The sequence below is a fragment of the Agrobacterium sp. BT-220-3 genome, assembly GCF_025910175.1.
Lineage (GTDB): Bacteria > Pseudomonadota > Alphaproteobacteria > Rhizobiales > Rhizobiaceae > Agrobacterium > Agrobacterium oryzihabitans.
The window spans coordinates 959193-980581 of the sequence record NZ_JAPAIX010000001.1; the positions used below are offsets into that span (position 1 = coordinate 959193).

At 60.1% G+C, this 21389-nt stretch carries 21 protein-coding genes and 1 pseudogene; 9 read left to right on the forward strand and 13 right to left on the reverse strand.

What is annotated here, in order from left to right; translation table 11 throughout:
* Positions 1-313: 313 nt before the first annotated feature.
* Entirely contained in the window at positions 314-1459 is a 1146-nt protein-coding gene (locus tag OK142_RS04930; protein ID WP_035218524.1) for a site-specific DNA-methyltransferase, read from the reverse strand.
* Between the two features lie 233 nt (positions 1460-1692).
* Here OK142_RS04930 and OK142_RS04935 point away from each other — a divergent pair, with 233 nt between their 5' ends.
* On the forward strand, positions 1693-2793 hold the full coding sequence (locus tag OK142_RS04935) for a hypothetical protein (protein ID WP_498681388.1): 1101 nt from the start codon (positions 1693-1695) through the stop codon (positions 2791-2793).
* Positions 2794-2964: 171 nt separating this feature from the next.
* Here the strand turns inward: OK142_RS04935 and OK142_RS04940 are convergent, their stop codons facing one another.
* Together OK142_RS04940 and OK142_RS04945 are read right to left on the reverse strand one after the other, a co-directional pair.
* Complete coding sequence (locus OK142_RS04940) at positions 2965-3441, reverse strand: DUF1284 domain-containing protein (RefSeq protein WP_498681731.1); 477 nt, start codon at positions 3439-3441, stop codon at positions 2965-2967.
* A gap of 249 nt (positions 3442-3690) precedes the next feature.
* Positions 3691-4371 carry a GntR family transcriptional regulator gene (locus OK142_RS04945; protein ID WP_082183867.1) on the reverse strand — a complete coding sequence of 227 codons (681 nt, stop codon included), beginning with the start codon at positions 4369-4371 and terminating at the stop codon, positions 3691-3693.
* A gap of 222 nt (positions 4372-4593) precedes the next feature.
* Here OK142_RS04945 and OK142_RS04950 point away from each other — a divergent pair, with 222 nt between their 5' ends.
* Together OK142_RS04950 and OK142_RS04955 are read left to right on the forward strand one after the other, a co-directional pair.
* Positions 4594-5283: an HAD family hydrolase gene (locus tag OK142_RS04950; RefSeq protein ID WP_498681391.1), complete on the forward strand. Its 690-nt coding sequence runs from the start codon at positions 4594-4596 to the stop codon at positions 5281-5283.
* Between the two features lie 10 nt (positions 5284-5293).
* Positions 5294-5488 (forward strand): annotated as a pseudogene (locus OK142_RS04955) (BrnA antitoxin family protein); the annotation flags it as partial.
* 250 nt (positions 5489-5738) lie between these two features.
* Here OK142_RS04955 and OK142_RS04960 read toward each other — a convergent pair.
* Positions 5739-6278 carry a PilZ domain-containing protein gene (locus tag OK142_RS04960; protein ID WP_498681733.1) on the reverse strand — a complete coding sequence of 180 codons (540 nt, stop codon included), beginning with the start codon at positions 6276-6278 and terminating at the stop codon, positions 5739-5741.
* A 263-nt stretch (positions 6279-6541) separates the two neighbouring features.
* On the opposite strand from OK142_RS04960, the gene thrC reads away from it, so the two are divergent.
* Genes thrC through OK142_RS04980 form a run of 4 tightly spaced genes read left to right on the forward strand, consistent with a single transcriptional unit; the run spans position 6542 to position 12801 of the window.
* Complete coding sequence (thrC, locus tag OK142_RS04965) at positions 6542-7939, forward strand: threonine synthase (protein WP_498681394.1); 1398 nt, start codon at positions 6542-6544, stop codon at positions 7937-7939.
* 19 nt (positions 7940-7958) lie between these two features.
* On the forward strand, positions 7959-9257 hold the full coding sequence (locus OK142_RS04970; protein WP_035218531.1) for a M16 family metallopeptidase: 1299 nt from the start codon (positions 7959-7961) through the stop codon (positions 9255-9257).
* A 32-nt stretch (positions 9258-9289) separates the two neighbouring features.
* On the forward strand, positions 9290-9889 hold the full coding sequence (locus OK142_RS04975; RefSeq protein WP_080833704.1) for a GNAT family N-acetyltransferase: 600 nt from the start codon (positions 9290-9292) through the stop codon (positions 9887-9889).
* The gene (locus OK142_RS04980; protein ID WP_498681398.1) at positions 9886-12801 is read left to right on the forward strand and encodes an EAL domain-containing protein; all 2916 of its coding nucleotides are present in this window, start codon (positions 9886-9888) and stop codon (positions 12799-12801) included. Before OK142_RS04975 ends, OK142_RS04980 begins: the two co-directional genes overlap by 4 nt.
* A 149-nt stretch (positions 12802-12950) precedes the next feature.
* On the opposite strand, the gene OK142_RS04985 is transcribed toward OK142_RS04980, so the two are convergent.
* The 3 genes from OK142_RS04985 to OK142_RS04995 all read right to left on the reverse strand — a co-directional run bounded on the left by OK142_RS04985 (position 12951) and on the right by OK142_RS04995 (position 15236).
* Positions 12951-14048 (reverse strand): zinc-binding metallopeptidase family protein, encoded by a 1098-nt coding sequence (locus OK142_RS04985; protein WP_498681401.1) that lies wholly within the window; start codon positions 14046-14048, stop codon positions 12951-12953.
* Between the two features lie 280 nt (positions 14049-14328).
* A complete protein-coding gene (locus tag OK142_RS04990; protein WP_003494272.1) occupies positions 14329-14520 on the reverse strand; it encodes a CsbD family protein in 192 nt (63 codons plus the stop codon).
* Positions 14521-14630: 110 nt separating this feature from the next.
* Positions 14631-15236 (reverse strand): YqgE/AlgH family protein, encoded by a 606-nt coding sequence (locus OK142_RS04995; RefSeq protein ID WP_035242027.1) that lies wholly within the window; start codon positions 15234-15236, stop codon positions 14631-14633.
* A gap of 161 nt (positions 15237-15397) precedes the next feature.
* Here OK142_RS04995 and OK142_RS05000 point away from each other — a divergent pair, with 161 nt between their 5' ends.
* Both OK142_RS05000 and OK142_RS05005 read left to right on the forward strand, forming a co-directional pair.
* Positions 15398-16246, forward strand: coding sequence for a protein-disulfide reductase DsbD domain-containing protein (locus OK142_RS05000; RefSeq protein ID WP_216330874.1), 849 nt, complete (start codon positions 15398-15400; stop codon positions 16244-16246).
* A gap of 122 nt (positions 16247-16368) precedes the next feature.
* The gene (locus OK142_RS05005; protein ID WP_216330873.1) at positions 16369-16854 is read left to right on the forward strand and encodes a peroxiredoxin; all 486 of its coding nucleotides are present in this window, start codon (positions 16369-16371) and stop codon (positions 16852-16854) included.
* A 217-nt stretch (positions 16855-17071) separates the two neighbouring features.
* Here OK142_RS05005 and OK142_RS05010 read toward each other — a convergent pair whose 3' ends face one another.
* The 6 genes from OK142_RS05010 to OK142_RS05035 form a co-directional block, all read right to left on the reverse strand.
* The gene (locus tag OK142_RS05010; protein ID WP_003494265.1) at positions 17072-17380 is read right to left on the reverse strand and encodes a Dabb family protein; all 309 of its coding nucleotides are present in this window, start codon (positions 17378-17380) and stop codon (positions 17072-17074) included.
* Between the two features lie 111 nt (positions 17381-17491).
* Positions 17492-17932 (reverse strand): ribonuclease HI, encoded by a 441-nt coding sequence (rnhA, locus tag OK142_RS05015; protein WP_003494262.1) that lies wholly within the window; start codon positions 17930-17932, stop codon positions 17492-17494.
* Positions 17929-18897, reverse strand: a complete 969-nt coding sequence (locus OK142_RS05020) for a homoserine kinase (protein WP_498681407.1) — start codon at positions 18895-18897, stop codon at positions 17929-17931. The genes rnhA and OK142_RS05020 overlap by 4 nt, the downstream gene beginning before the upstream one ends.
* A gap of 92 nt (positions 18898-18989) precedes the next feature.
* Complete coding sequence (gene ispH, locus OK142_RS05025; protein ID WP_137037217.1) at positions 18990-20036, reverse strand: 4-hydroxy-3-methylbut-2-enyl diphosphate reductase; 1047 nt, start codon at positions 20034-20036, stop codon at positions 18990-18992.
* A 52-nt stretch (positions 20037-20088) separates the two neighbouring features.
* The gene (locus tag OK142_RS05030; protein WP_498681735.1) at positions 20089-20823 is read right to left on the reverse strand and encodes an SURF1 family protein; all 735 of its coding nucleotides are present in this window, start codon (positions 20821-20823) and stop codon (positions 20089-20091) included.
* Positions 20824-20833: 10 nt separating this feature from the next.
* On the reverse strand, positions 20834-21220 hold the full coding sequence (locus tag OK142_RS05035) for a DUF983 domain-containing protein (RefSeq protein ID WP_035241722.1): 387 nt from the start codon (positions 21218-21220) through the stop codon (positions 20834-20836).
* Between the last annotated feature and the right edge of the window lie 169 nt (positions 21221-21389).

Genomic DNA, 21389 nt, shown 5'->3' on the forward strand with positions numbered 1-21389 from the left:
AAAATTGGCGCAGGCGGAAATGGCGGTCTCCAGCCTGCGCCAGTCCTGCCGCAAGCGGCATGGGACAGCAATGTTCCTGCGATCTTTCCGAAACGGTTTTTCACAACCACTGCTTTGCATCAGACACTATGGCCGGTCTCTTGCGCGAAACTTGTCTGGCTAAAATAAAATATTCGAAAATACCAACGCCCGACACCGAGGTGCCGGGCGTTGGTCGTTCTCCATCCGGGACTGAAGGTACTAAACCGGACGGAGACGTATCCTGACAAGGGCGGGCGGTGGATCGTCCGTCTCCAGCCTCTACGGCTTTTGACTATTCAGCCTTTGCCATTTCACTGCGGATGATCGCTCTCAAATCATCGATCGGCTTCAATTCGTCGCCATCTTCGAAATGCCAGAACGTCCATCCGTTGCATGCGTCGAGACCCTGCACCTTTGCGCCGAGGCGGTGAATGGAGCCGGCGGTCCCGGCGGATGCCAGAGTACCATCGGCACGAATAATGGCGCTATAACGGCGTCTTGCATCGGTCAGCACCTGGCCCGGGCGGACCAGGCCGCTTTCCACCAGCGTGTTGAAGGCAACGCGCGGTTCGGCCTTCTTGCCGGTCATCACGGTCAGTTCCGCCTTGCCGAGCGGCTCGACGGCGGCGATGCGGGCCGATGCCGCATCGATATAATCCTGTTCGCGCTCGATGCCGACGAAGTGGCGGCCGAGACGTTTTGCGACCGCACCCGTGGTGCCGGAACCGAAGAACGGGTCGAGCACGATATCACCCGGCTTGGTGGAGGCCATGATGATGCGCGCCAGCAGCGCTTCCGGCTTCTGGGTGGGATGCACCTTCTTGCCGTCGTCACCCTTCAGACGCTCATGGCCGCTGCAGATCGGGAACAGCCAGTCGGAGCGCATCTGCACATCGTCATTGGAGGCCTTCAGCGCATCGTAGTTGAAGGTGTAGTTCTTGGCTTTCGGATCGCGGCTGGCCCAGATCATGGTCTCATGGGCGTTCTGGAACCGGCGGCCCTTGAAATTCGGCATGGGATTGGTCTTGCGCCAGACGATGTCGTTCAGGATCCAGAAATCGAGGTTCTGGAGCATGGAGCCGACGCGGAAGATATTGTGGTAGGAGCCGATGACCCAGATGGTGCCGTTGGGTTTCAGCACACGGCGGCAGGCGAGCAGCCAGGCGCGGGTGAAGGCGTCATAGGCCTCGAAGGAGGCGAACTGGTCCCATTCGTCATCGACGGCATCGACCAGCGACTGATCGGGCCGGTGCAGCGTGCCGCCAAGCTGGAGATTATAGGGCGGATCGGCGAAAATCGCATCGACCGACTGGCTCGGGAGGGCATCCAAGGCAGCGACACAATCACCTTTGATGATGCTGTCTTTCCAGGCGTCACTCTCGCCCGCACGATCAAAACCGGCACGCCGAAAATCGGCCAGCGGAAAAACTGCTGCCATTGGTACTCGCTCCATACGCTTACTCTCTACTGATGCTTATGGTTACCGAAGATGGTTATCAAAGCCTGAACAAGTCACGGAAAATGCAAAATAAATGGCTGTTGCGGCGTGCATGGCGGATTTGCGGCGGCGCATGGGGAACCCGAAGTCCCGTAAAAACGTTGTGCACAACGGGTTGTCCTGTTCCGCCTATCGGTGCGGCAGGAAGACCGGCAATAACGGGGGTAATCCGAATGGGGTCCATGATGCGCACGGCTTCTTTTTCAATGCATGTCGTTTCCGCCGTTCTTCTGATGGCAGCATTGCCGTCGCCATTGCGGGCGCAGGAGCCGGCACCGCAATTTAATGTCGTGACCGACGCCGTGATGTTCGATGGCGGCCCCTCGCTGGGCAACAGCGACAAAGTGCGATGGGATTTCTACAAGGCGGACCGAGCCGGAGCGCGCACCGACGTCAATGCCGGCGGATCCTATGACGCCACTTTCGAGGCGAAGCTGCCGGCCGGCAAATATGTCGGCGTCGCGGCGCTGGGCAATGTCATCAGCGAAATAGCCTTCGAAGTGAAGGACGGAAGCGTCGCGAGGCCGAAGGTTAATTTCAACGCGGCGGAACTGACTGTCGTGCCGAAACGCAGTCCCGGCGGCGATGTGGAAACGCAGGCAAAGACCGACATCACCAAGGGCGATTTCAAGGATAGCGTTTACGGCCAGAACACGGTCTTCGTACCCGCGGGCGACGTGCTCCTCACCGGCAGTATCGGCCCAGCACGGGCGCAGGAAACGCTTGCCGTCAAGGCGGGCGAGAAGATCAGCCACGAGCTCGTCATTCCGAGCGGCGTGGTCGTTGCCAAGGCGGTCTATGCGCAGGACGGCAAGGCGGTGGAGACGGACGATATCCGTTTCGAGGCGCTCTCGGCCAAGGAGACGCTGGACGGCACCCGCCAGACCATCAACGGCGTTTACGGCACCGGCAAGATCATGGAAATGCCGGCGGGCGATTTCGTGATGCGCGCCCGTCTGGGCAAAGTCACGGTCGAGCAGCCCTTTACCGTGGCGGCCGGAAAACGCTCCGAAATCAACATCGACCTTAATGCGGGCGTTCTGGCAATCACGGCGCCGGGTGCCGAGCGGATCGACATTGTCGAAACGACCAAAGACCTTCAGGGCACGCAAAAGGAAATTTCCGGCCGGTACGGCACCCGGCATCAGGAGACCCTGCATCCCGGCGATTATTCGGTGAAGGTGAGCTACGACGAGAAGTCCGGCCGCGACCCGAAGGAAATCAAGGCGACGGTCAAGGCCGCAGAACGGACAGAGACGAACGTACCGGAGTAGTCGTCTCGGCGCCCCCAACTCTCCTCCCTCATTCCTGTGCTCGTCACAGGAATCCAGTCGACGCGCGTCTGCGCGGCGGGAGGAGTCTTTTCAGCCCAAGGACTTGGGCTGGCTGGATTCCTGTGACGAGCACAGGAATGAGGGCGTTGGGGGAATGTGGAATGTGGACCGTCACAGTTTCCGGCCAGACGATCCATATTTAGGCCTGAGCATCGGATGGCTGGAAAAATGCTTTTCGTGTTTGACCGTCATTTGCAGCGGCTCGCCAACTTTCACGCCGGCAAATCCTGATGCGGCGATGCGATCGCACAACCTGATCCACTGGCAGCCGCGACAGGCCTGCCGGATATCTCCGGCGGCGAAAGCCACGCGCATCCTTGCCAAAAGATCCGGCGTTACCCGCAGCCGTGTTCCGACACTGATTGTCCCGCCCAAAAGCGTCGAAACCGAAAGCCGGGCCGCCTCGTCCCTCTGCACTACGCCTTCGTTGAAACAGTGGGCATGGCTTTCGCACAAAAGGCCGATGCAGATATCGTCAGGGCCGTCCACCAGCTCGATATCTTCGTCGCCCGCATTCAGGCGAGCGGCGACACGGTCGTAATTTTCGACGAAGCCGGATGAATATCCCTTCCCCACATAGGTCAGCATGCAGAGAAGGTGATGCGGGCGCAGTCGAACCGTCACTGGCGGTGTTTCCCGGGCTGGAAAGGGGTCTGCGGACAGAGGGAGCGCAAGGCGGGACAGCCGAAAAATCCGCCCGGTGATTTCGCCGTCTCAACCGTCATCCATCTCCCCTTCCGCTGATCTTGTCGCGGACAGGATATCGATACCCGACTTTTTCGACGGAGTCCAAAAGGGCGAGCCGAGAGCCACCATATGGAGCAAATTGCGCTTGGCTTATCCAACGATCGCGAAGGCGTCGTGCATCGAGCCGGAAGAGGTGCGGATCGCCTTGCGGCCGATCCATTGCACGTGACCATCGAGGATGCGCACCGCCTCTTCGGCGCGACCGCCGCGAAGTGCGTCGAGGATTGCCCGGTGGTCGGTATCGGTGCGGCGCTCCCAGCCGGCCCGCCAGGCGGAAAACAGGAACCGGGCGCTCGCCGCATGCAGGCCGTCGATCGCCTCCATCAGGCGCGGCATGTTGCAGGGCGCGGTGATGAGGCGGTGGAAGCGGCGATTGGCCTCCTCCCAGTGCTGCACATCGACGGCGCTATCGCCTTCGAGTGTCGCGGCTTCCGCCTGGTCGAGAATGGCTGAAGTCATGTTGGGAATGGCGTGGCGCAGCGCCAGAACCTCGAGTGCCGCGCGCATTTCTGCGACTTCGCGCACATCGGCAAGGCCGAAATCCGCGACCCGCACACCCCGGCGCGGAATGCTCGCCGCCAGGCCCTGCGCTTCCAGCCTGCGGAACGCCTCACGCACGGGCACATGCGAGGCGCCGAATTCGGCAGCGATATGATCCTGCCTCAGCCGTTCACCCGGCGACAGTTCACCGCGAACGATGCGGTCGGCCAGAGTGCGGCTGATGCGTGCGGCAATGGTGTCTTCAGGCGTGGTTTTCACTGTCTTGGGCATAACATCCCTTAACGCATCTCGCGCGACTGTGTGTAGCGCTTTTTGCACGCGGCAGATGCGCAAAGCCGAATATTCGAAGCCGCACAGTCGCTTGCCCGACCGGCCAAGCTATGAGCCTGATGGGACCGACCCTTGCGGGGCAACCGGTTGAGCTTGGCGCAGACATGGTCTAAAAGCGCCGGCATCACTTTCTTCCAAGCAAATTCGATACAGGGAGCGCCCATGAGCGGCTTCGACCTCATTATTTTCGACTGTGACGGCGTTCTGGTCGATTCCGAAATCATCGCGGCGCAGGTGGAGTCCCGCCTTTTGACCGAGGCCGGTTATCCGATCTCCGTCGAGGAAATGGGCGAGCGCTTCGCCGGCATGACCTGGAAGAACAGTCTTCTGCAGGTGGAAAGCGAAGCCAGCATTCCCCTCTCCGCCTCCCTGCTCGACAAATCCGAAAAGCTGCTCGACATGCGGCTGGAACGCGACGTGAAGATCATCGAGGGCGTCAAATTCGCGCTGTCGCGCCTGACGACACCGCGCTGCATCTGCTCGAATTCCTCCAGCCACCGCCTCGACATGATGCTGACGAAGGTGGGTCTGAAGCCCTATTTCGCGCCGCATATCTATTCCGCCAAGGATCTCGGAGCCGACCGCGTGAAACCGAAGCCGGATATCTTCCTGCACGGCGCGGCCCAGTTCGGCGTCTCCCCCGACCGCGTGGTCGTAGTCGAAGATTCCGTGCACGGCATCCATGGCGCGAAGGCCGCCGGCATGCGCATCATCGGCTTCACCGGCGCATCCCACACCTATCCGAGCCATGCCGACCGGCTGACGGATGCGGGCGCGGAAACCGTGATTTCCCGCATGCAGGATCTGCCGGCCGTCATCGCGGCGATGGCGGAGTGGGAAGGCGCTTTTTGACGAGGTAGCTGTGGTTACATCCCAGCCACAAAAGGAATTCGTACCCGGCCAAGGCTATACCGAAGCGGACTGGGATGCTGTCGACTTTCCCGAGATGTCGAATGAAGAGCTAGCAAATGCGCGCCCCGCCAGGGACGTTTTGCCGCCAGCTTTTTTTGAGGCTGTGGAGGAGTATCGAAACTCTCGTAGCCGCCCGTCAGCGGAGAAAGCGATGGCTGTGGGAAAACCCTCCGCTTAAAAAGCATGGAAAGTCGTAGACCTCTCCTCCGTCATGCCGGACTTGATCCGGCATCCAGTCACGGCGCGTCTGCGCCGTGAGAAGAGTCTTTTGCGATCAATGACTTGACCGCGCTGGACCCCGGATCAAGTCCGGGGTGACGGAATTCGGACCTTTGCGCGCAATCAGAACCGAAGCCTGCCGAGCAGACTCCGGTTTTTACATTTCGCCCGTCAAATCACCGGCGCTTGGTCTTTGACTTCGCGCTCTCGCCGCCGAAGCCGATATAGACGCTGACCGACTTCGGTGCGCCGCCCGGACCGTTGGGAATGGCCACATGGTCGTTGTTGAAAATGAACTGCGTGCCAGCTCCGCCTGCCGGGACATCGATGGCGAAATTGGTCGTTTCGCCGTAAATCTCGCCGTCGCCGTCCTTCACCGTCACGCGGATCGGAACCGTCACGCGGCCGGGCTTGGCCATCGGGCCAGGAACGAGGCGGCCCTGCGCCAGCACGTTCACCGTCAGCGTGGTTTCGTTCGCGGTGCACGAGCGCGTCGTATCTGACAGCGAGACCTGATAGGCGAGTTTCTGCGGATCATCCTTGGTGCCACCGGCATAAACGCGGTGGACGGCATTGGCATCGAGAACCGTGACCGTCGGGCAGTTGGCCTGCACTACCGGAGCAACGGCATTGGCCTGCGCCGCCGGAGGGTTGACGGCAAGCGAGTCCGACGGATTGGAGGAATTGCATCCTGCAACAACGGCCAGAAGCGACATCGCGGCGGACAAACGCAAGAAATTCCCTGACACTCTTCTAATTCCCTCTCCATTGTCCCGGAACCGAACCGGAGACGCTGTTTATTGACCTTTCACGCAGGTTGGCGATGGTCTATAGCAGCGACGCCGGAAAAAATCGATTGGCATGTTCGGTTTTGCTTGAATTTTCAAAAAAGCCCTTCATTACCTCGCCAATCGCCTCATTTCCGTGAGACGCTGCTGAAGAAGAAGCCGATGACCGGCACCGGACAAGGGACTATCTCGTGAAATATGTATCGACCAGGGGTGCGGCCCCTTCGCTTGGTTTCTGCGACGCGCTTCTGGCGGGCCTTGGCCGTGACGGCGGGCTTTACGTGCCGCGCGAATGGCCCTCCATGTCGAAAAAGGAAATCCGCAACCTGCGCGGAAAGTCCTATCAGGAAGTCGCCTTCGAGGTTCTCTACCGTTTCACCGGCGGCGAAATTCCGGCCGACAAGTTCAGGGCGATGATCGACGACGCCTATTCCACTTTCCGGCATCCGGCCGTCGTGCCGTTGACCCAGACCGGTCCGAACACCTTCGTGCTGGAACTTTTCCACGGCACCACGCTCGCCTTCAAGGACGTGGCGATGCAGCTTCTCGCCCGCCTGATGGACTATACGCTGACTGAGCGCGGCGAACGCGCCACCATCGTCGGCGCAACCTCGGGCGATACCGGCGGCGCGGCCATCGACGCCTTTGCCGGGCGTGAGCGCACCGACATCTTCATCCTTTTCCCGAACGGCAAGGTCTCGCCGGTGCAGCAGCGCCAGATGACGACCTCCACGGCTTCCAACGTGCATGCGCTGGCGATCAACGGCAATTTTGACGATTGCCAGAACCTCGTCAAAGAAATGTTCAACGACGTGAAGTTTCGCGATGGCGTGAAGCTTTCCGGCGTGAATTCCATCAACTGGGCGCGCATCATGGCGCAGGTGGTTTATTACTTCACCGCGTCTCTGTCGCTTGGCGGTCCCGACCGGAAGATTTCCTTCACCGTTCCGACTGGCAATTTCGGCGATATCTTTGCCGGTTACGTCGCCAAGAAAATGGGCCTGCCGATCGACAAGCTTGTCATCGCCACCAATGACAACGACATTCTGGCGCGCACGCTGAAAACCGGCCGCTACGAGATGCGTGGCGTCACGCCCACCACCTCGCCTTCGATGGACATCCAGATTTCCTCCAACTTCGAACGTCTGCTGTTTGAAGCCTATGACCGCGATTCCGCGGCGGTGAAGGCATCGATGGACGGCCTGAAGCAGTCCGGTGCGTTTGAAATTCCGCCGAAGGCACTGAAATTCATCAAGAAGGATTTCCGTGCCGGTCGTGCCACCGAGAAGCAGGTGGCGGCGACGATCCGCGATACGCTTGAAAAGACCGGTTACCTGATCGATCCGCATACGGCGACCGGTGTTTTCGTGGCGGAAAAGCACGAAAAGGCGTCCAGCCCGATGGTGGTTCTGTCTACCGCCCATCCGGCTAAATTCCCGGCTGCTGTAAAATCCGCTTGCGCAATCGAGCCTGCGCTTCCAGTATGGTTAGCTGACATTATGAACCGGGAGGAGCGTTTCGACATTCTGGACGCAGAGCTGAAAGCCGTGGAAACCTTCATCGGCCAACATGCACGCGCCGGCAAATAGAGACGCGGAAAGACTTGATATGAGAGTTAATGTGACCCGGCTTTCGTCCGGGTTGACCGTTGTGACGGAAAGAATGCCGCATCTCGAAAGCGTTGCTCTTGGGGTGTGGATCAAATCCGGATCCCGCAACGAGACGACTGCCGAACACGGCATCGCCCATCTACTCGAGCATATGGCGTTCAAGGGCACGGCGCGGCGTACCGCCCGGCAGATCGCCGAAGAGATCGAAAATGTCGGCGGCGAAGTCAACGCCGCGACATCGACGGAAACCACCTCCTACTACGCCCGCGTCCTCAAGGACCATGTTCCGCTCGCCGTCGATATTCTTGCCGATATCCTGACGGAATCGCTGTTCGACGAAGAGGAACTGGAGCGGGAGAAAAACGTCATCCTGCAGGAAATCGGCGCGGCGACCGATACGCCCGACGACGTGATCTTCGACAATTTCTCCGGTGTCGCCTATCGCGACCAGACCATCGGCCGCCCGATCCTCGGCACGCCGGATACCGTGCAATCCTTCACCACCGGCCAGATCAGGCATTATCTCGCCCGCAACTACACGACGGACCGCATTTTCGTCGTGGCGGCCGGTGCTGTCGATCACGAGAGCTTCGTGAAGCAGGTGGAAGAACGTTTCGCCTCGTTGCCGCAACTGCCCGTCACCACGCCGGTTCTCGAAAAGGCCGTTTATACCGGCGGTGAAATCCGCGAGACCCGCGACCTGATGGACGCGCAGGTGCTTCTGGGTTTCGAGGGCAAGGCCTATCACGCCCGCGATTTCTATTGTTCGCAGATTCTCGCCAATATCCTCGGCGGCGGCATGTCGTCGCGTCTTTTCCAGGAAGTGCGAGAATATCGCGGCCTCTGCTATTCCGTCTATGCGTTTCACTGGGGCTTTTCCGATACGGGCATTTTCGGCGTACATGCGGCCACCGGCGGCAACGACCTGCCGGAACTTGTGCCGGTCATTCTGGAAGAATTGCGCAAGTCCTCGCAGACCATCCATCAGGAAGAAATCGACCGGGCGCGCGCGCAAATCCGCGCCCAACTGCTCATGGGACAGGAAAGCCCGGCGGCCCGTGCCGGCCAGATGGCCCGGCAGATGATGCTCTACGGCCGGCCCATTCCCAATGAGGAAATGATGGAGCGCCTTGGCGACATTACCCGCGAACGGCTGACCGATCTTGCGGGACGGCTGTTTTTCGATACAGTTCCGACATTGTCCGCGATTGGCCCGCTCGAACATCTGCCGCCTCTTTCAGACATCACTGCCGCGCTTTCCGCGCAGCAGCCCGCAAGGATAAAGGCGAACGGCTAAGCGTGGCGGTTTCTTCCGCACGGGGATGGTGAATGCTGCGTTTTCTTTCCCGACATAATGACACGCCCGAACTGCGCAGCGCCGACCATCTTCTCAGACTGCCGCGCTATGGCGATTTCAAGCAATGGCACGTCCTGCGGTCGGAAAGCCGGCAGTTTCTCCAGCCCTGGGAGCCAAGCTGGCGTCCGGACGAACTGACGGAAGGCTCTTTCCGGATGCGTGTGGTGCGCAACGGCCAGGAATTTTCCTCCGGTACCGCCGTTTCGTTTCTGCTGTTCGAAAAGGAGACCCTCCTGGTCGGCGGCATCACAATCGGTTACATCCGCCGGGGCGCCGCGCAAAGCTGCATGATCGGCTACTGGATAGGCGAACGCCACGCCGCCAAAGGCCATATGTCTGCCGCATTAAAATTGGTAATACCATACATCTTCAACGGACTTCAGTTGCACCGTATCGAGGCAGCCTGTATTCCGGAAAACTTCAAAAGCATCCGGCTTCTCGAAAATGCCGGGTTCCAGCGGGAAGGTCTCTTGCGGGAATATCTGAAAATCAATGGCCAATGGCGGGATCATATGATGTTTTCCCTTCTTGCCGACAAGCAAAGCTCCGGCGGAACGAAGTACGATACATGACCTACAATCACACTGCGCCTTGCCTGTCGAAACGTCTGGCGGCAATCGCACTGGCTGCGCCGTTTTTCCTGCTGTTCCTGCTTTTTGCTTCCTATTCCTACGCCTTCGAGCCGGTGAAGATTTCCCGTGACGATACGGCGCTTGATCTGACCGCGACGACCGATATCTACGCCAATCAGGGCGAGGCCTTTCAGGTTTCCACCGCCCCCGGACCAGACGGCATCCGCCGCCGTATCGAGGTGCGCGCCAGTTCCACGGATCATCAGGGCGACTGGGCGGTCTTTGCGCTCGCCAACGTCTCCGAAGAGCAGCTGGAACGCGTCATCGTCGCCCCGCATTTCCGTCTGGTGAACTCCAAACTGTTCTGGCCCGATCTCGGCTCGCAGCGCATCATCGCCATCACGCCGAGCGAAGGCTTTGCGCTGGACCGGCAACCGAGCCCGGATGCCGACGTGTTCCGCATCACGCTCAATCCCGGCTCCGTCATTACCTTCGTCGCCGAGCTTTCCACGCCGCAACTGCCGCAGATCTATCTGTGGGAACCGGAAGCCTACAAGGACACGATCAACGCGTTCACGCTCTATCGCGGCATCGTTCTCGGCATTGCCGGCCTTCTGGCCGTGCTTTTGACCATTCTGTTCGTGGTCAAGGGAACTTCGGTTCTGCCGGCCTCCGCCGCACTTGCCTGGGCGGTGCTTGCCTATATCTGCGTTGATTTCGGCTTTCTTGAAAAGCTCATCACCGTCACATCCAGCGATCAGCGAATATGGAGGGCGGGCGCCGAAGTGGCGCTCGCCTCCAGCTTCGTGGTCTTCCTCTTCACCTATCTCAATCTCAACCGATGGCATGCGCATCTGGGTTACGCGACCTTTGCTTGGGTGGTGGGTCTGGCGCTGCTGTTCGGCGTCGCGATCTACGATCCTTCGGTTGCGTCGGGCATCGCCCGCGTGTCCTTCGCGCTCACCGCAACGGCCGGTATCGCGCTCATCATCTATCTCGGCTTCAACCGTTACGACCGGGCGATTTTGCTCGTGCCCTCCTGGGCGCTCATTCTCGTCTGGCTGTTCGGCAGCTGGCTGACGGTAACGGGGCAACTGGACAACGACATCGTGCAGCCGGCGCTTGGCGGCGGGCTGGTGCTGATCGTGCTGCTGATCGGCTTTACCGTCATCCAGCATGCCTTTGCCGGCAGCGCCTATCAGCAGGGCCTGTTCTCTGACCTTGAACGCCAGTCGCTGGCGCTGACGGGCAGCGGCGATACCGTGTGGGACTGGGATGTGACGCGCGACCGCATCGTAACCACGCCCGACATTTCCAACCGGCTGGGGCTGGAACCCGGCACCATGCATGGTGCTGCGCGCAACTGGCTGCCGCGCCTGCACCCTGACGATCGCGACCGGTTCAAGGCGACGCTCGACGTGCTGCTCGACCACCGCAAGGGCCGCCTCAACCACGAATTCCGCATTCGCGCTGAAGACGGGCATTTCCACTGGCTGCAAATCCGCGCCCGTCCGGTTCTCGGCTCCAACGGCGAAATCATCCGCTGTGTCGGCACGATTACAGACATTACCGAGCAGAAGAATTCGGTCGAGCGGCTGTTGCAGGATGCGATGAACGACAATCTGACCGGACTTCCGAACCGGCAGGTCTTCCTCGACCGCCTGCAATCGATCCTCAACCTCTCGCCCGACAGCGAGGGCGTGCGCCCGACCGTGATGGCGATCGATATCGACCGTTACAAGCTGGTCAACGATACGCTCGGCATTGCCGCGGGCGACAATATTCTCATCGCGCTGACGCGGCGCCTGCGCCGCCTGTTGAAACCGCAGGATACGCTGGCGCGCCTCGGCGGCGACGAATTCGGCCTGATCCTGACCTCCGAGCGCGATCCGCAGCGTGTCGCAGATTTCGCCGATGCGGTGAACAAGGCGATCATGGTGCCGATCAATTTCGCCAATCGCGAAATCATCCTCACCGCCTCCATCGGCCTCGTCTCGTGGATCGACCAGCAGGAAAGTGCGGCCGGACTCCTGAGTGATGCGGAACTTGCCATGTACCGCGCCAAGCGCGCCGGCGGCAACCGTGTCGAGCCGTTCCGCCCCGCCTTCCGCACCTCCGGCACCGACCGCCTGCAGATGGAAAGCGACCTTCGCCGCGCCATCGAACGCAAGGAGCTGTCGCTCGCCTATCAGCCGATCGTCAAGCTCGACGATGGCGAGCTGGCAGGCTTCGAGGCACTGATGCGCTGGGAACATCCCAAGCGCGGCAATATTCCGCCGAGCGAATTCATTCCCATTGCGGAAGCTTCCGGCCTGATCGAGCCGCTCGGCATGTTTGCACTGGAGCGGGCCGCGACCGATCTAATGGACTGGCAGCATGCCATCGAGAAGATGCCGATCTTCATTTCCGTCAATATCTCCAGCGCGCAATTGCTGAACAACGAATTGTATAATGATGTGCGCAGCATGCTGACGCGCACGCGCTGCAATCCGCAGCAGCTGAAGCTGGAGCTGACGGAATCCGTCGTCATGGAAAACCCGGAACAGGCGCGGCTGGTGCTTTCCAAGCTGAAAGAAACGGGCCTGAGCCTCGCCATGGATGATTTCGGCAGCGGCTATTCGTCGCTTGCCTATCTCACCCGCTTCCCCTTCGATACGATCAAGCTCGACAAGGCGTTGGTGGCCAATACCAGCGACAAGCGCAATGTGCTCCTGCGCTCCGTTATCGCCATGGCCCGCGCGCTTGACATGCAGGTGGTGGCGGAAGGCATCGAGACGCCGGAAGACGCGGCGGAATTGTCGCGCATGAATTGCCATTTTGGCCAGAGCTTCCTGTTCGGAACACCGGTCTCGGGCGATGCGGCGCTGAAGTTGCTCAGGGAGCGGTTCCAGCCGACGAAGCGGGCTTCGTAAGGGGATTGGGTGCAGCAGCGCACTCCCCCTCCCCTTCTCCCTCCCCTTAACGCGAGGTCATCCTCGGGCTTGACCCGAGGATCCATTATCGCGGGTGATTGTGGATCCTCGGGTCAAGCCCGAGGATGACGTTGAGGGCAAATCGTTCCTTACTGAACCATCGCCACCGGCGGCGACGCATCCGCCGCCACCCTGCCATGCAAGAGGTCGTGGATAAATTCCATCTTCGTCACCACCGGCGGCGTCAGCACGAAGGGGTAGAGGTCCGCCTCCCCCATGCTGCGCTGGATGGAATTGATGGCGACGCTGAGCGGAATCCAGGCCTTGACCAGTTGCGCGGCGCTGCGGGCCTTGTAGGGATCGAACGTCACCTCTGCGGCCATTTCCTCATGTCCGTCCGGATCGATCGCCACACCGAAGGCGCGCGCCGTTTCGAGCGTGTCGACGATATGCAGGTAATGGGCGAAACATTCGGCGAAATCTTCCCATGGGTGGACGGAGGCGTAGGAGCTTATGAAATTCTCCTGCCAGTCAGGCCGAGGTCCCTGCTCGTAATTACGTTGCAGCGCCGCCGCATAATCCTCGCGCTCGTCACCGAACACGGCGCGGCAGGCTTCCAGCCGGTTCTCATCGCGAACCAGCTTGTTCCAGATGAAATGCCCGACCTCGTGGCGGAAATGGCCAAGCATGGTGCGATAGGGCTCATTCATGTTGGCGCGCACCTGCTCGCGCGTCGCATCATCGGCTTCGGCCGCACGGATGGCGATCAGACCTTCGTCATGACCTGTCATGGCGGGAATGACGGAACCATCAGGCGCGACCTCGTCGACCAGAAAGTCGAAGACAAGCCCGCCAACCGGATCGGCATCCCGGTTCGGATGCGGCAGACCGAGCCGCAATATTGAATAAAACAGATGCCGCTGCGCCTGGCTGATACCCCGCCATTGTTCGATGCCCTGCTCTGTTGCGATATCCGGCACCAGACGATTGTGGCTGCAGGCCGGGCAAAAGGCGTTCTGGCTTTCCGCCGGCACCGACCAGTTGCAGATGTCATTCACTTCATTGGCGCAGAACCGCACCTGTTTTTGCAGGTCGGCGACGATCTGCCAGTTCGGCTCACCCGCAGGCGCCAGCGCTTCCATGGAAAGCCGTTCCGGCACGAAGGCCAGGCGATGGCCGCAGGAAACGCAGAAACGATTATCGAAATGGACCGGCTGGCCACAGGATGCGCAGGAAAAAAGCTTCATTTATGAAACCCTTGCGATGGATCATGGGACGGGAGGGGTCGGCGACATACGCCAACTCCTGGCAATTACGGTTACGGCGTCATTCTCCGGCCTGACCGGAGGACGACGCCGAGTTTGATTGACGGTTCAAGGTCTTGCTTGACCTGTTGTCTGCGCTGCTTCCCTCCCCGGGGAAATTATCCGCATCAAACGACGCCCAGACGACAAGAGCGCATGTGCTACAAACACATGCGCTCCAAAGCACCGCTTCATCAAAGAGGCGGAAACCCGTCAGACTGCATTACATGCGGTCGACGGCGCCCTTGACTGCGTCTTTCGCCTTGCCGACGTTCTTCTGAACCTTGCCCTTGGTTTCCTGGGCCGCACCCTTGGCGCGCAACTCGTTGTTGCCGGTGGCTTCGCCGACGTTCTTCTTGACCTTGCCGGCGACTTCGTTGGCCTTGCCGGCGATCTTGTCTGATGTGCTACCCATGTCACTGCTCCCTAGTTGAGCCGCACTGTTTGTCCGGCTTTCCGGGTGAGTAACGTAAGGGGTCAAGGTTTGGTTCCAGCCCGCGACCGTGTGTGGGGGCGGCGCAAATTTCAGGCGTGCCCTGCATCCGTGGAAAGCATGCGGGGGTCGACGCCCATCAGCGCGAGCGCCCGCTCATATTTATTGTCCAGCCCACGGTCGAAAATCAGCTCTTCCGCAGCCGGGCAGTTCAGCCAGCCATTATTGGCGATCTCGTTTTCCAGCTGGCCCGGACCCCAGCCCGCATAACCGAGCAGCATGGTGGCCCTCTGCGGGCCGCGGCCATTGGAAATGGCGCGAACAATATCCAGCGTCGCCGTCAGCGAAATGTCGTCGCTGACCGGAATGCTGGATTCGCTCAGGTAATCGTCCGAATGCAGCACGAAACCCCGGCCGGATTCAACCGGGCCGCCGCACTGGATCGGAAATTCGCGGGTGCGGTTGGGCAGCATGATGGCGTCGTTGCTATCAACCAGTTTCAGATGCAGCAGAATATCCGTGAAGGTGATCTGCTGCGGCCGGTTGATGATGAAACCCATGGCGCCGGCATCCGAATGGGCGCAGATATAGATCACCGCACGGGCAAAATTGCCATCGTCCAGCCCCGGCATCGCGATGAGGAACTGACCATCGAGAAAGCCACGTTCGCGTTTGTCCATCAGGGTTGAAAAGCTCACCGTCGCCTCCAGCAGGCCGAATTCCGTCATCGAACGGAAAGCGGCGTTCGCACTTCGACAAAGGACAGGATGCGGCATCGCGTGCCATCAATCAACCGAAAATGATGCATCGCACGAATTCGTAACTGGTCCGCCAGCCGATGTTGGGTTAGACGGGAACTATGAGCGTCAGGACATTCTTTCGATTTTCACATCTTCGTTTCGCGGCCGCTTTCGCCGCCTTCCTCGGCGGCGGACAAGCCGCCCAGGCGGAAATTACCGATTGGGCAAGAAGCGAGGGCGGCCAGATGCGCGTCGCAAGCCTTGCGATGGATGCCGACGGCGTTGTGCGCGGCGTGCTGCAGATCGAACCGAAAGACGGCTGGATTACCTATTGGCGCGAACCGGGTGAAGCCGGCATACCGCCGAAGATCTCGCTTGACCCGGCAAGCGGCGTGAGCCTTATCTCCATGGCGTATCCCGTTCCCAAGCTCATCGAAAACGGCGATCTTACCGATATCGGCTATGACCACGCCGTCAGCCTTCCCTTTCAGCTGAAAGCCGCCGATACATCGGCCAACGGGAAGATCGACCTCACCGCCTTCATCGGTGTCTGCCAGAATATCTGCATTCCCTTCGAGGCGACGTTTTCGATTGAGCGCGGCAATGCGGGCAATGACGACGGCGAGGAACGGCGCCTGCTGGAAGAGGCGCGCGAGACACTGCCCGAAGCGGCATCAGACGATTTCAAGGTGACCGATTTCCATATCACACCTGACAAGACCATGCTCGGCGTGCAGCTGCAGCTGCCGGAAAACGCGCCGAAGGAAACCGACATTTTCATCGCCGGTCCCTCCGGCTTTGCCTATTACGAGCCGCAGAACATGGTCCGCGACAAGCGCAAGCTTTCTTTCTACATGAACATCAAGGGCCTGCCGAAAACCTATCAGGTGCAGGGCAACAGCTGGCCCATCCTGGTGAAATCCGGCGACCGGGCCATGGAAACGATGCTCAATTTTCCAAAGCCCTGATCGGTTCGGCGGCGACGCCTGCGCGATCGCTTCCGCAATGGAATTTCCCGCGAAAACCGCATGACACGTTTCATTTGGTTGCTCTATAGTCGCGCGAACCGAACGGCCACAGGAGCATGGACATGACCATCAAGATCGGCGAAAAACTGCCTTCCGCAACCTTCAAGGAAAAGACGGCCGACGGCCCGGTGGAAACCACCACCGATCAGCTTTTCGGCGGCAAGAAGGTCGTGCTCTTCGCCGTGCCCGGCGCTTTTACCCCCACCTGCTCGCTGAACCACCTGCCGGGCTATCTGGAAAACCGCGACACCATTCTCTCAAAAGGCGTGGATGACATCGCGGTTGTCGCCGTCAATGACTGGCACGTGATGGGCGCATGGGCGCAATCGTCAGGCGGCCAGGGCAAGATCCACTTCCTCGCAGATTGGGATGCCTCTTTCACCAAGGCACTTGGCCTTGATGCCGACCTTTCCGGCGGCGGCCTCGGTGTACGCTCCAAGCGCTATTCGATGCTGGTCGAAGACGGCGTGGTGAAGTCGCTCAATGTCGAGGAAAACCCTGGCCAGGCGACGGTTTCGGCCGCTGCGGCGATGATCGAGCAGCTTTGAGAGCTGGTGGCTTAGTCTCTCCGTCATGCCGGACTTGATCCGGCATCCAGCCACGGCGCGTCTGCGCCGTGATAAGGGTCTTTTGCGATCAAGGACTTGATCGCGCTGGACCCCGGATCAAGTCCGGGGTGACGGTGTATCGACTGACACGACATCGCCAAACGCATCAACGCTGCTTTTAGCCACAAACAAAAAGGGCGGCCAAGCCGCCCTCCCCTCAGACATTCATATCAAACACCAGAAGCCCGGCCAGACCGCCATCGGTCAGCGACACGAGACGTTCTCCGACTTCCATATGCTGGGGATGAGCGAGGTAATCGTCGCGGGCCTCGGGGCTTTCAAGCGTCACGATAAAACCGTCTACGAAACCGCCGTTCAGGCCTTCGGGCGAGACATTCTGGCCGTATTTCACATCGATGATGCCGGGTATCACGTCCTTCAGGGCCGCAATCGCCTCAAAGATCGCCTGTTTTTCAGAGGATGCCGTCGCAGCCTTGAAGCGCAAAAATACACAATGCAGGATCATCCGAATTCCTCTCCTCCGCCGGAACACCGTCCGGCTGTTTGACGACAAGATAGATCGGGTTTCAGTTTTCACAACCCCGGATTATAAAGACCGCAGCAGAACAGGCTTCCATTACCGCCGTTTGAAGGGCTCCATGCCCTTGCGCGCCAGTTCATCGGCACGCTCGTTTTCCGGGTGGCCGGCATGGCCCTTGACCCAGTGCAGGGTGACCTTGTGGCGCTCCTGCGCCGCCTCCAGCGCCTGCCACAGCTCGACATTCTTGACCGGCTTGTTATCGGCGGTTTTCCAGCCCTTCTTTTTCCAGCCGAAAATCCACTTTGTGATCCCGTCCTTCACATAGGCGCTGTCGGTATAGAGATCGACCTCGCAGGGGCTTTTCAGCGCGTTCAGCGCGGAAATGGCTGCAAGCAGCTCCATGCGGTTGTTGGTCGTCTCCGCCTCGCCGCCGGACAGTTCCTTCTCGACCTCGCCATAACGCAGCACGGCACCCCACCCGCCCGGACCGGGATTGCCGGAACAGGCGCCATCGGTGAAGATATCAACATGTTTCATTCGCCGGCCAGCCCGTATTCGGCGACATGGCTGATCGAGCGGTGGAACCGCAGCTTGCGCAGATATTCCAGCGGGTCCTTCTTCACCACCAGCGCGCCTTCCGGCGTCGTCAGCCAGTCATAGAGCCGCGTCAGGAAGAACCGCAGTGCGGAACCGCGCGCCAGAAGCGGCAGCGCATCGAGCTCCTCAGCACTCAGCGGACGCACCGACTGATAGCCCTCCAGCAGCGCCTTGCCCTTGGTGACGTTATAAGCCCCATCCTTCTCGAAGCACCAGGCATTGAGGCAGATTGACACGTCATAAGCGAGCAGATCGTTGCAGGCGAAGTAAAAATCGATCAGGCCGGAAAGTTCGTCGCCGAGGAAAAACACGTTGTCCTGAAACAGATCCGCATGGATGACGCCGGCGGGCAGATCCTTCGGCCAGTGGGCGGCCAGATAATCGATTTCCGGGCGGATTTCTTGCCTCAGGCCCTTCTCCACCTCGTCGGCGCGGTCTTCGGATTTGTCCCAAAGCACCTTCCAGCCCTCGACGGAGAGCGCATTGGGGCGCTCGATCTCGAAGCCCTCACCGGCCAGATGCATTGCGGCCAGTGCCTTGCCAACTTCGCGGCAATGTTTCGCTTCCGGCTTTCTCAGCCACATGCCCTCGAGGAAGGAGATAAGCGCCGCCGGCCGGCCCGACAGTTCGCCCAGCAACGCGCCATCCTTGCGCGGCAGCGGCAGGGGGCAGGACAGGCCCTTGGCGGCCAGATGCTGCATGAGGCCGAGGAAAAACGGTAGGTCGTTTTTTTCCACGCGCTTCTCGTAGAGCGTCAGGATCAGCGGGTCCTTGGTGGTGTGCAGCAGGAAATTGGAGTTTTCGACGCCTTCGGCAATGCCCTTGTAGGAGGTGAGCGTACCGACGTCATATTGTATGAGGAAATTCCTCAGATCATCTTCGGTGATGTCCGTATAAACTGCCAATTTCAAATCTCTTGATGAAGGATGGAGTGGAAATCTGGGGTGAGGATGACAGATGCGAGGCGAAAACCGCCCGCATTGACCGCCATTCCGTTTCAGGCGCCGGCGGCGGTTTTGGGCGGCAGGGCGTTGCTGGCATTGCCGTTGACGAAAGCCATGTCGTCCGTCGTCAGCTCAATGCTGCGCAGCTCGCGATTGACGAGGAAATGCTCCGTTTCCTCAACCGTGACAGCCAGATCAAGCGTCGTGTCAAACCGCGCCTTGAAGGCCTCGATGATCTCGTCGACGATGACTTCCGGTGCAGACGCACCGGCTGACAGACCAACCGTGCGGATATCGCCGATCGCATCCCAGTCGATTTCCGCTGCCCGCTGCACCAGAACCGAGTGTTTGGCGCCAGCGCGCAGCGCCACCTCGACCAGCCGCTTGGAATTGGAAGAATTGGGCGCACCGACGACGATGAACAGGTCGCAGCCGGGCGCCGCCTGCTTGACCGCATCCTGACGATTGGTGGTTGCGTAACAGATGCTGTCGGCGGCGGGCGCCTGAATGGCGGGGAAACGTTCCTGAAGCCTGGCGATAACGCCGGCGGTATCGTCAACCGACAATGTCGTCTGTGTGACGAAACCGAGGTTTTCACGATCGACCGGTTCATAAGTGCCGGCATCCTCTACCGTTTCGACCAGCGAGACGGTGCCTTCGGGCAATTGCCCCATGGTGCCGATGACCTCCGGGTGACCCGCATGTCCGATCAGCACGACATGGCGGCCGAGGCGCTGGTGGCGCATTGCCTGCTTGTGAACCTTGGAGACCAGCGGGCACGTGGCATCGAGATAGAACAGGTTGCGCGCCTGCGCATCCTCCGGCACGGATTTCGGCACGCCATGGGCGGAAAAGACCACCGGCTGTTCGCGGTGCTCGGCGGGGATTTCATGCAGCTCCTCGACGAAGACCGCACCCTTGGCTTCCAGCCCTTCCACCACATAGCGATTATGGACGATTTCGTGGCGAACATAGACCGGCGCACCATAGGCCTTGAGCGCCAGCACGACGATCTGGATCGCCCTGTCCACGCCCGCGCAAAAGCCGCGCGGTCCGCACAGCCTTATCGTCAAAGGGGGTTTGGAAACGGCGATGTTCATTCGTGCTCCTTGGCCTTTGCCCGATAACCTGCCTTACCGGACGGCGCCCGCTTTAGTCACCCTGTGCCTTACCGTTCCGGAAATAGGCAAAACCGGCGACGATGACAAGGGCCGCCGCCAAGCCATACCACGTTATCGCATATTGGAGGTGATTGTTGGGCAAATCTATCAGCGTCACGCCACCCTGCGGCCAGCCACCGGGATTGGGCGTATTGTCGGCATCCACGAAAAGGTGGACCAGCCGATCGGACGGGATATCGGTGCTGGAGGCCATTACCGCCAGATCCTTCCAGTAGAAGATATTCTTGGCGATATCATTATCGGGCAGCAGCGAGGATGGCTTCGCCGCCAGCGGCGCGCGCGCCAGCCCGGTTATCGTGACTTCGCCGGCGACCTGGCCGTCTGGACGCTTGGCCTGCTCCTTCATCTCGAAGGGCACGAAGCCGCGATTGACGAAAAGAATGCGGCCATCGGCAAGCGTCAGCGGCGTGTAGATGTAATAACCGGTTCGGCCCTGATGGGTGGCGAAGAAATGCCGTTCGCGGGCATGATCGAAAGTGCCTGACAGCCTGACCCTGCGATATTCGATATCGCCGCCGCCTTTCGCCATCGCCTCTATATCGGAGAGCGCGACCGGGCCAGCATTCAGCCGTTCCTCGATATCGGCGATCAGCGCCTCTTTCCAATAGAGACGCTTCACCTGCCAGGTGCCAAGCCCGAGAAGGATGGCAAGTGCCAGCAGCACCAGCGGCGCGGCGAACCAGACCCGTCTTTCCGCCGCCTTCATGTGGGAAACGTCATTCACGATCAAGCCTGCCTTCGCTTGCATTGTTGCGGTATTGCAGCGCAATCATGATCCCTTTCAGCTTGCGCAGCAGCACGAGCGAGACAATCACCGTAAAAGGCAACCAGAGCATGACATGCACCCAGACGGGTGGCGCAAAACGCTGATCGAACCAGAGCGCCAGCCCGACCACCAGAAAACCCACGATCAGCATGACGAAGACGGCAGGGCCATCCCCCGCATCGGCAAAACCGTAATCCAGCCCGCAGGCGCTGCAGGCCGGCTTAAGGGTCAGGAAGCCGTCAAACAGCCGGCCGTTGCCGCAGCGCGGGCAGCAGCCTTTCAGCCCGACCCTGATCGGATCTACCGGCGCGAAATTGCCGTTTGATTGTTCAGACATGGTGAGACCTCCCGCTTCAGCCTGCAACCCTTTGCTGGGAAGGCGCTCAAGCACGAGGGCGGCATCGCCGCCCGTGAAGTGTTGACGAAGGACCTATCCTCCCTCCTCCGTCATCCTCGGGCTTGACCCGAGGACCTACGATTTGAGCGGAGCTATGTATCCTCGGGTC

Bases quoted from the DNA above. Each gene is read 5' to 3' on its own strand.
- OK142_RS04930 (WP_035218524.1), bottom strand. From the start codon at position 1,459: ATGGCAGCAGTTTTTCCGCTGGCCGATTTTCGGCGTGCCGGTTTTGAT.
- OK142_RS04935 (WP_498681388.1), top strand. From the start codon at position 1,693: ATGGGGTCCATGATGCGCACGGCTTCTTTTTCAATGCATGTCGTTTCC.
- OK142_RS04940 (WP_498681731.1), bottom strand. From the start codon at position 3,441: ATGCTGACCTATGTGGGGAAGGGATATTCATCCGGCTTCGTCGAAAAT.
- OK142_RS04945 (WP_082183867.1), bottom strand. From the start codon at position 4,371: ATGCCCAAGACAGTGAAAACCACGCCTGAAGACACCATTGCCGCACGC.
- OK142_RS04950 (WP_498681391.1), top strand. From the start codon at position 4,594: ATGAGCGGCTTCGACCTCATTATTTTCGACTGTGACGGCGTTCTGGTC.
- OK142_RS04960 (WP_498681733.1), bottom strand. From the start codon at position 6,278: ATGTCGCTTCTGGCCGTTGTTGCAGGATGCAATTCCTCCAATCCGTCG.
- OK142_RS04970 (WP_035218531.1), top strand. From the start codon at position 7,959: ATGAGAGTTAATGTGACCCGGCTTTCGTCCGGGTTGACCGTTGTGACG.
- OK142_RS04975 (WP_080833704.1), top strand. From the start codon at position 9,290: ATGCTGCGTTTTCTTTCCCGACATAATGACACGCCCGAACTGCGCAGC.
- OK142_RS04980 (WP_498681398.1), top strand. From the start codon at position 9,886: ATGACCTACAATCACACTGCGCCTTGCCTGTCGAAACGTCTGGCGGCA.
- OK142_RS04985 (WP_498681401.1), bottom strand. From the start codon at position 14,048: ATGAAGCTTTTTTCCTGCGCATCCTGTGGCCAGCCGGTCCATTTCGAT.
- OK142_RS04990 (WP_003494272.1), bottom strand. From the start codon at position 14,520: ATGGGTAGCACATCAGACAAGATCGCCGGCAAGGCCAACGAAGTCGCC.
- OK142_RS05000 (WP_216330874.1), top strand. From the start codon at position 15,398: ATGAGCGTCAGGACATTCTTTCGATTTTCACATCTTCGTTTCGCGGCC.
- OK142_RS05005 (WP_216330873.1), top strand. From the start codon at position 16,369: ATGACCATCAAGATCGGCGAAAAACTGCCTTCCGCAACCTTCAAGGAA.
- OK142_RS05010 (WP_003494265.1), bottom strand. From the start codon at position 17,380: ATGATCCTGCATTGTGTATTTTTGCGCTTCAAGGCTGCGACGGCATCC.
- rnhA (WP_003494262.1), bottom strand. From the start codon at position 17,932: ATGAAACATGTTGATATCTTCACCGATGGCGCCTGTTCCGGCAATCCC.
- ispH (WP_137037217.1), bottom strand. From the start codon at position 20,036: ATGAACATCGCCGTTTCCAAACCCCCTTTGACGATAAGGCTGTGCGGA.
- OK142_RS05030 (WP_498681735.1), bottom strand. From the start codon at position 20,823: ATGAAGGCGGCGGAAAGACGGGTCTGGTTCGCCGCGCCGCTGGTGCTG.
- OK142_RS05035 (WP_035241722.1), bottom strand. From the start codon at position 21,220: ATGTCTGAACAATCAAACGGCAATTTCGCGCCGGTAGATCCGATCAGG.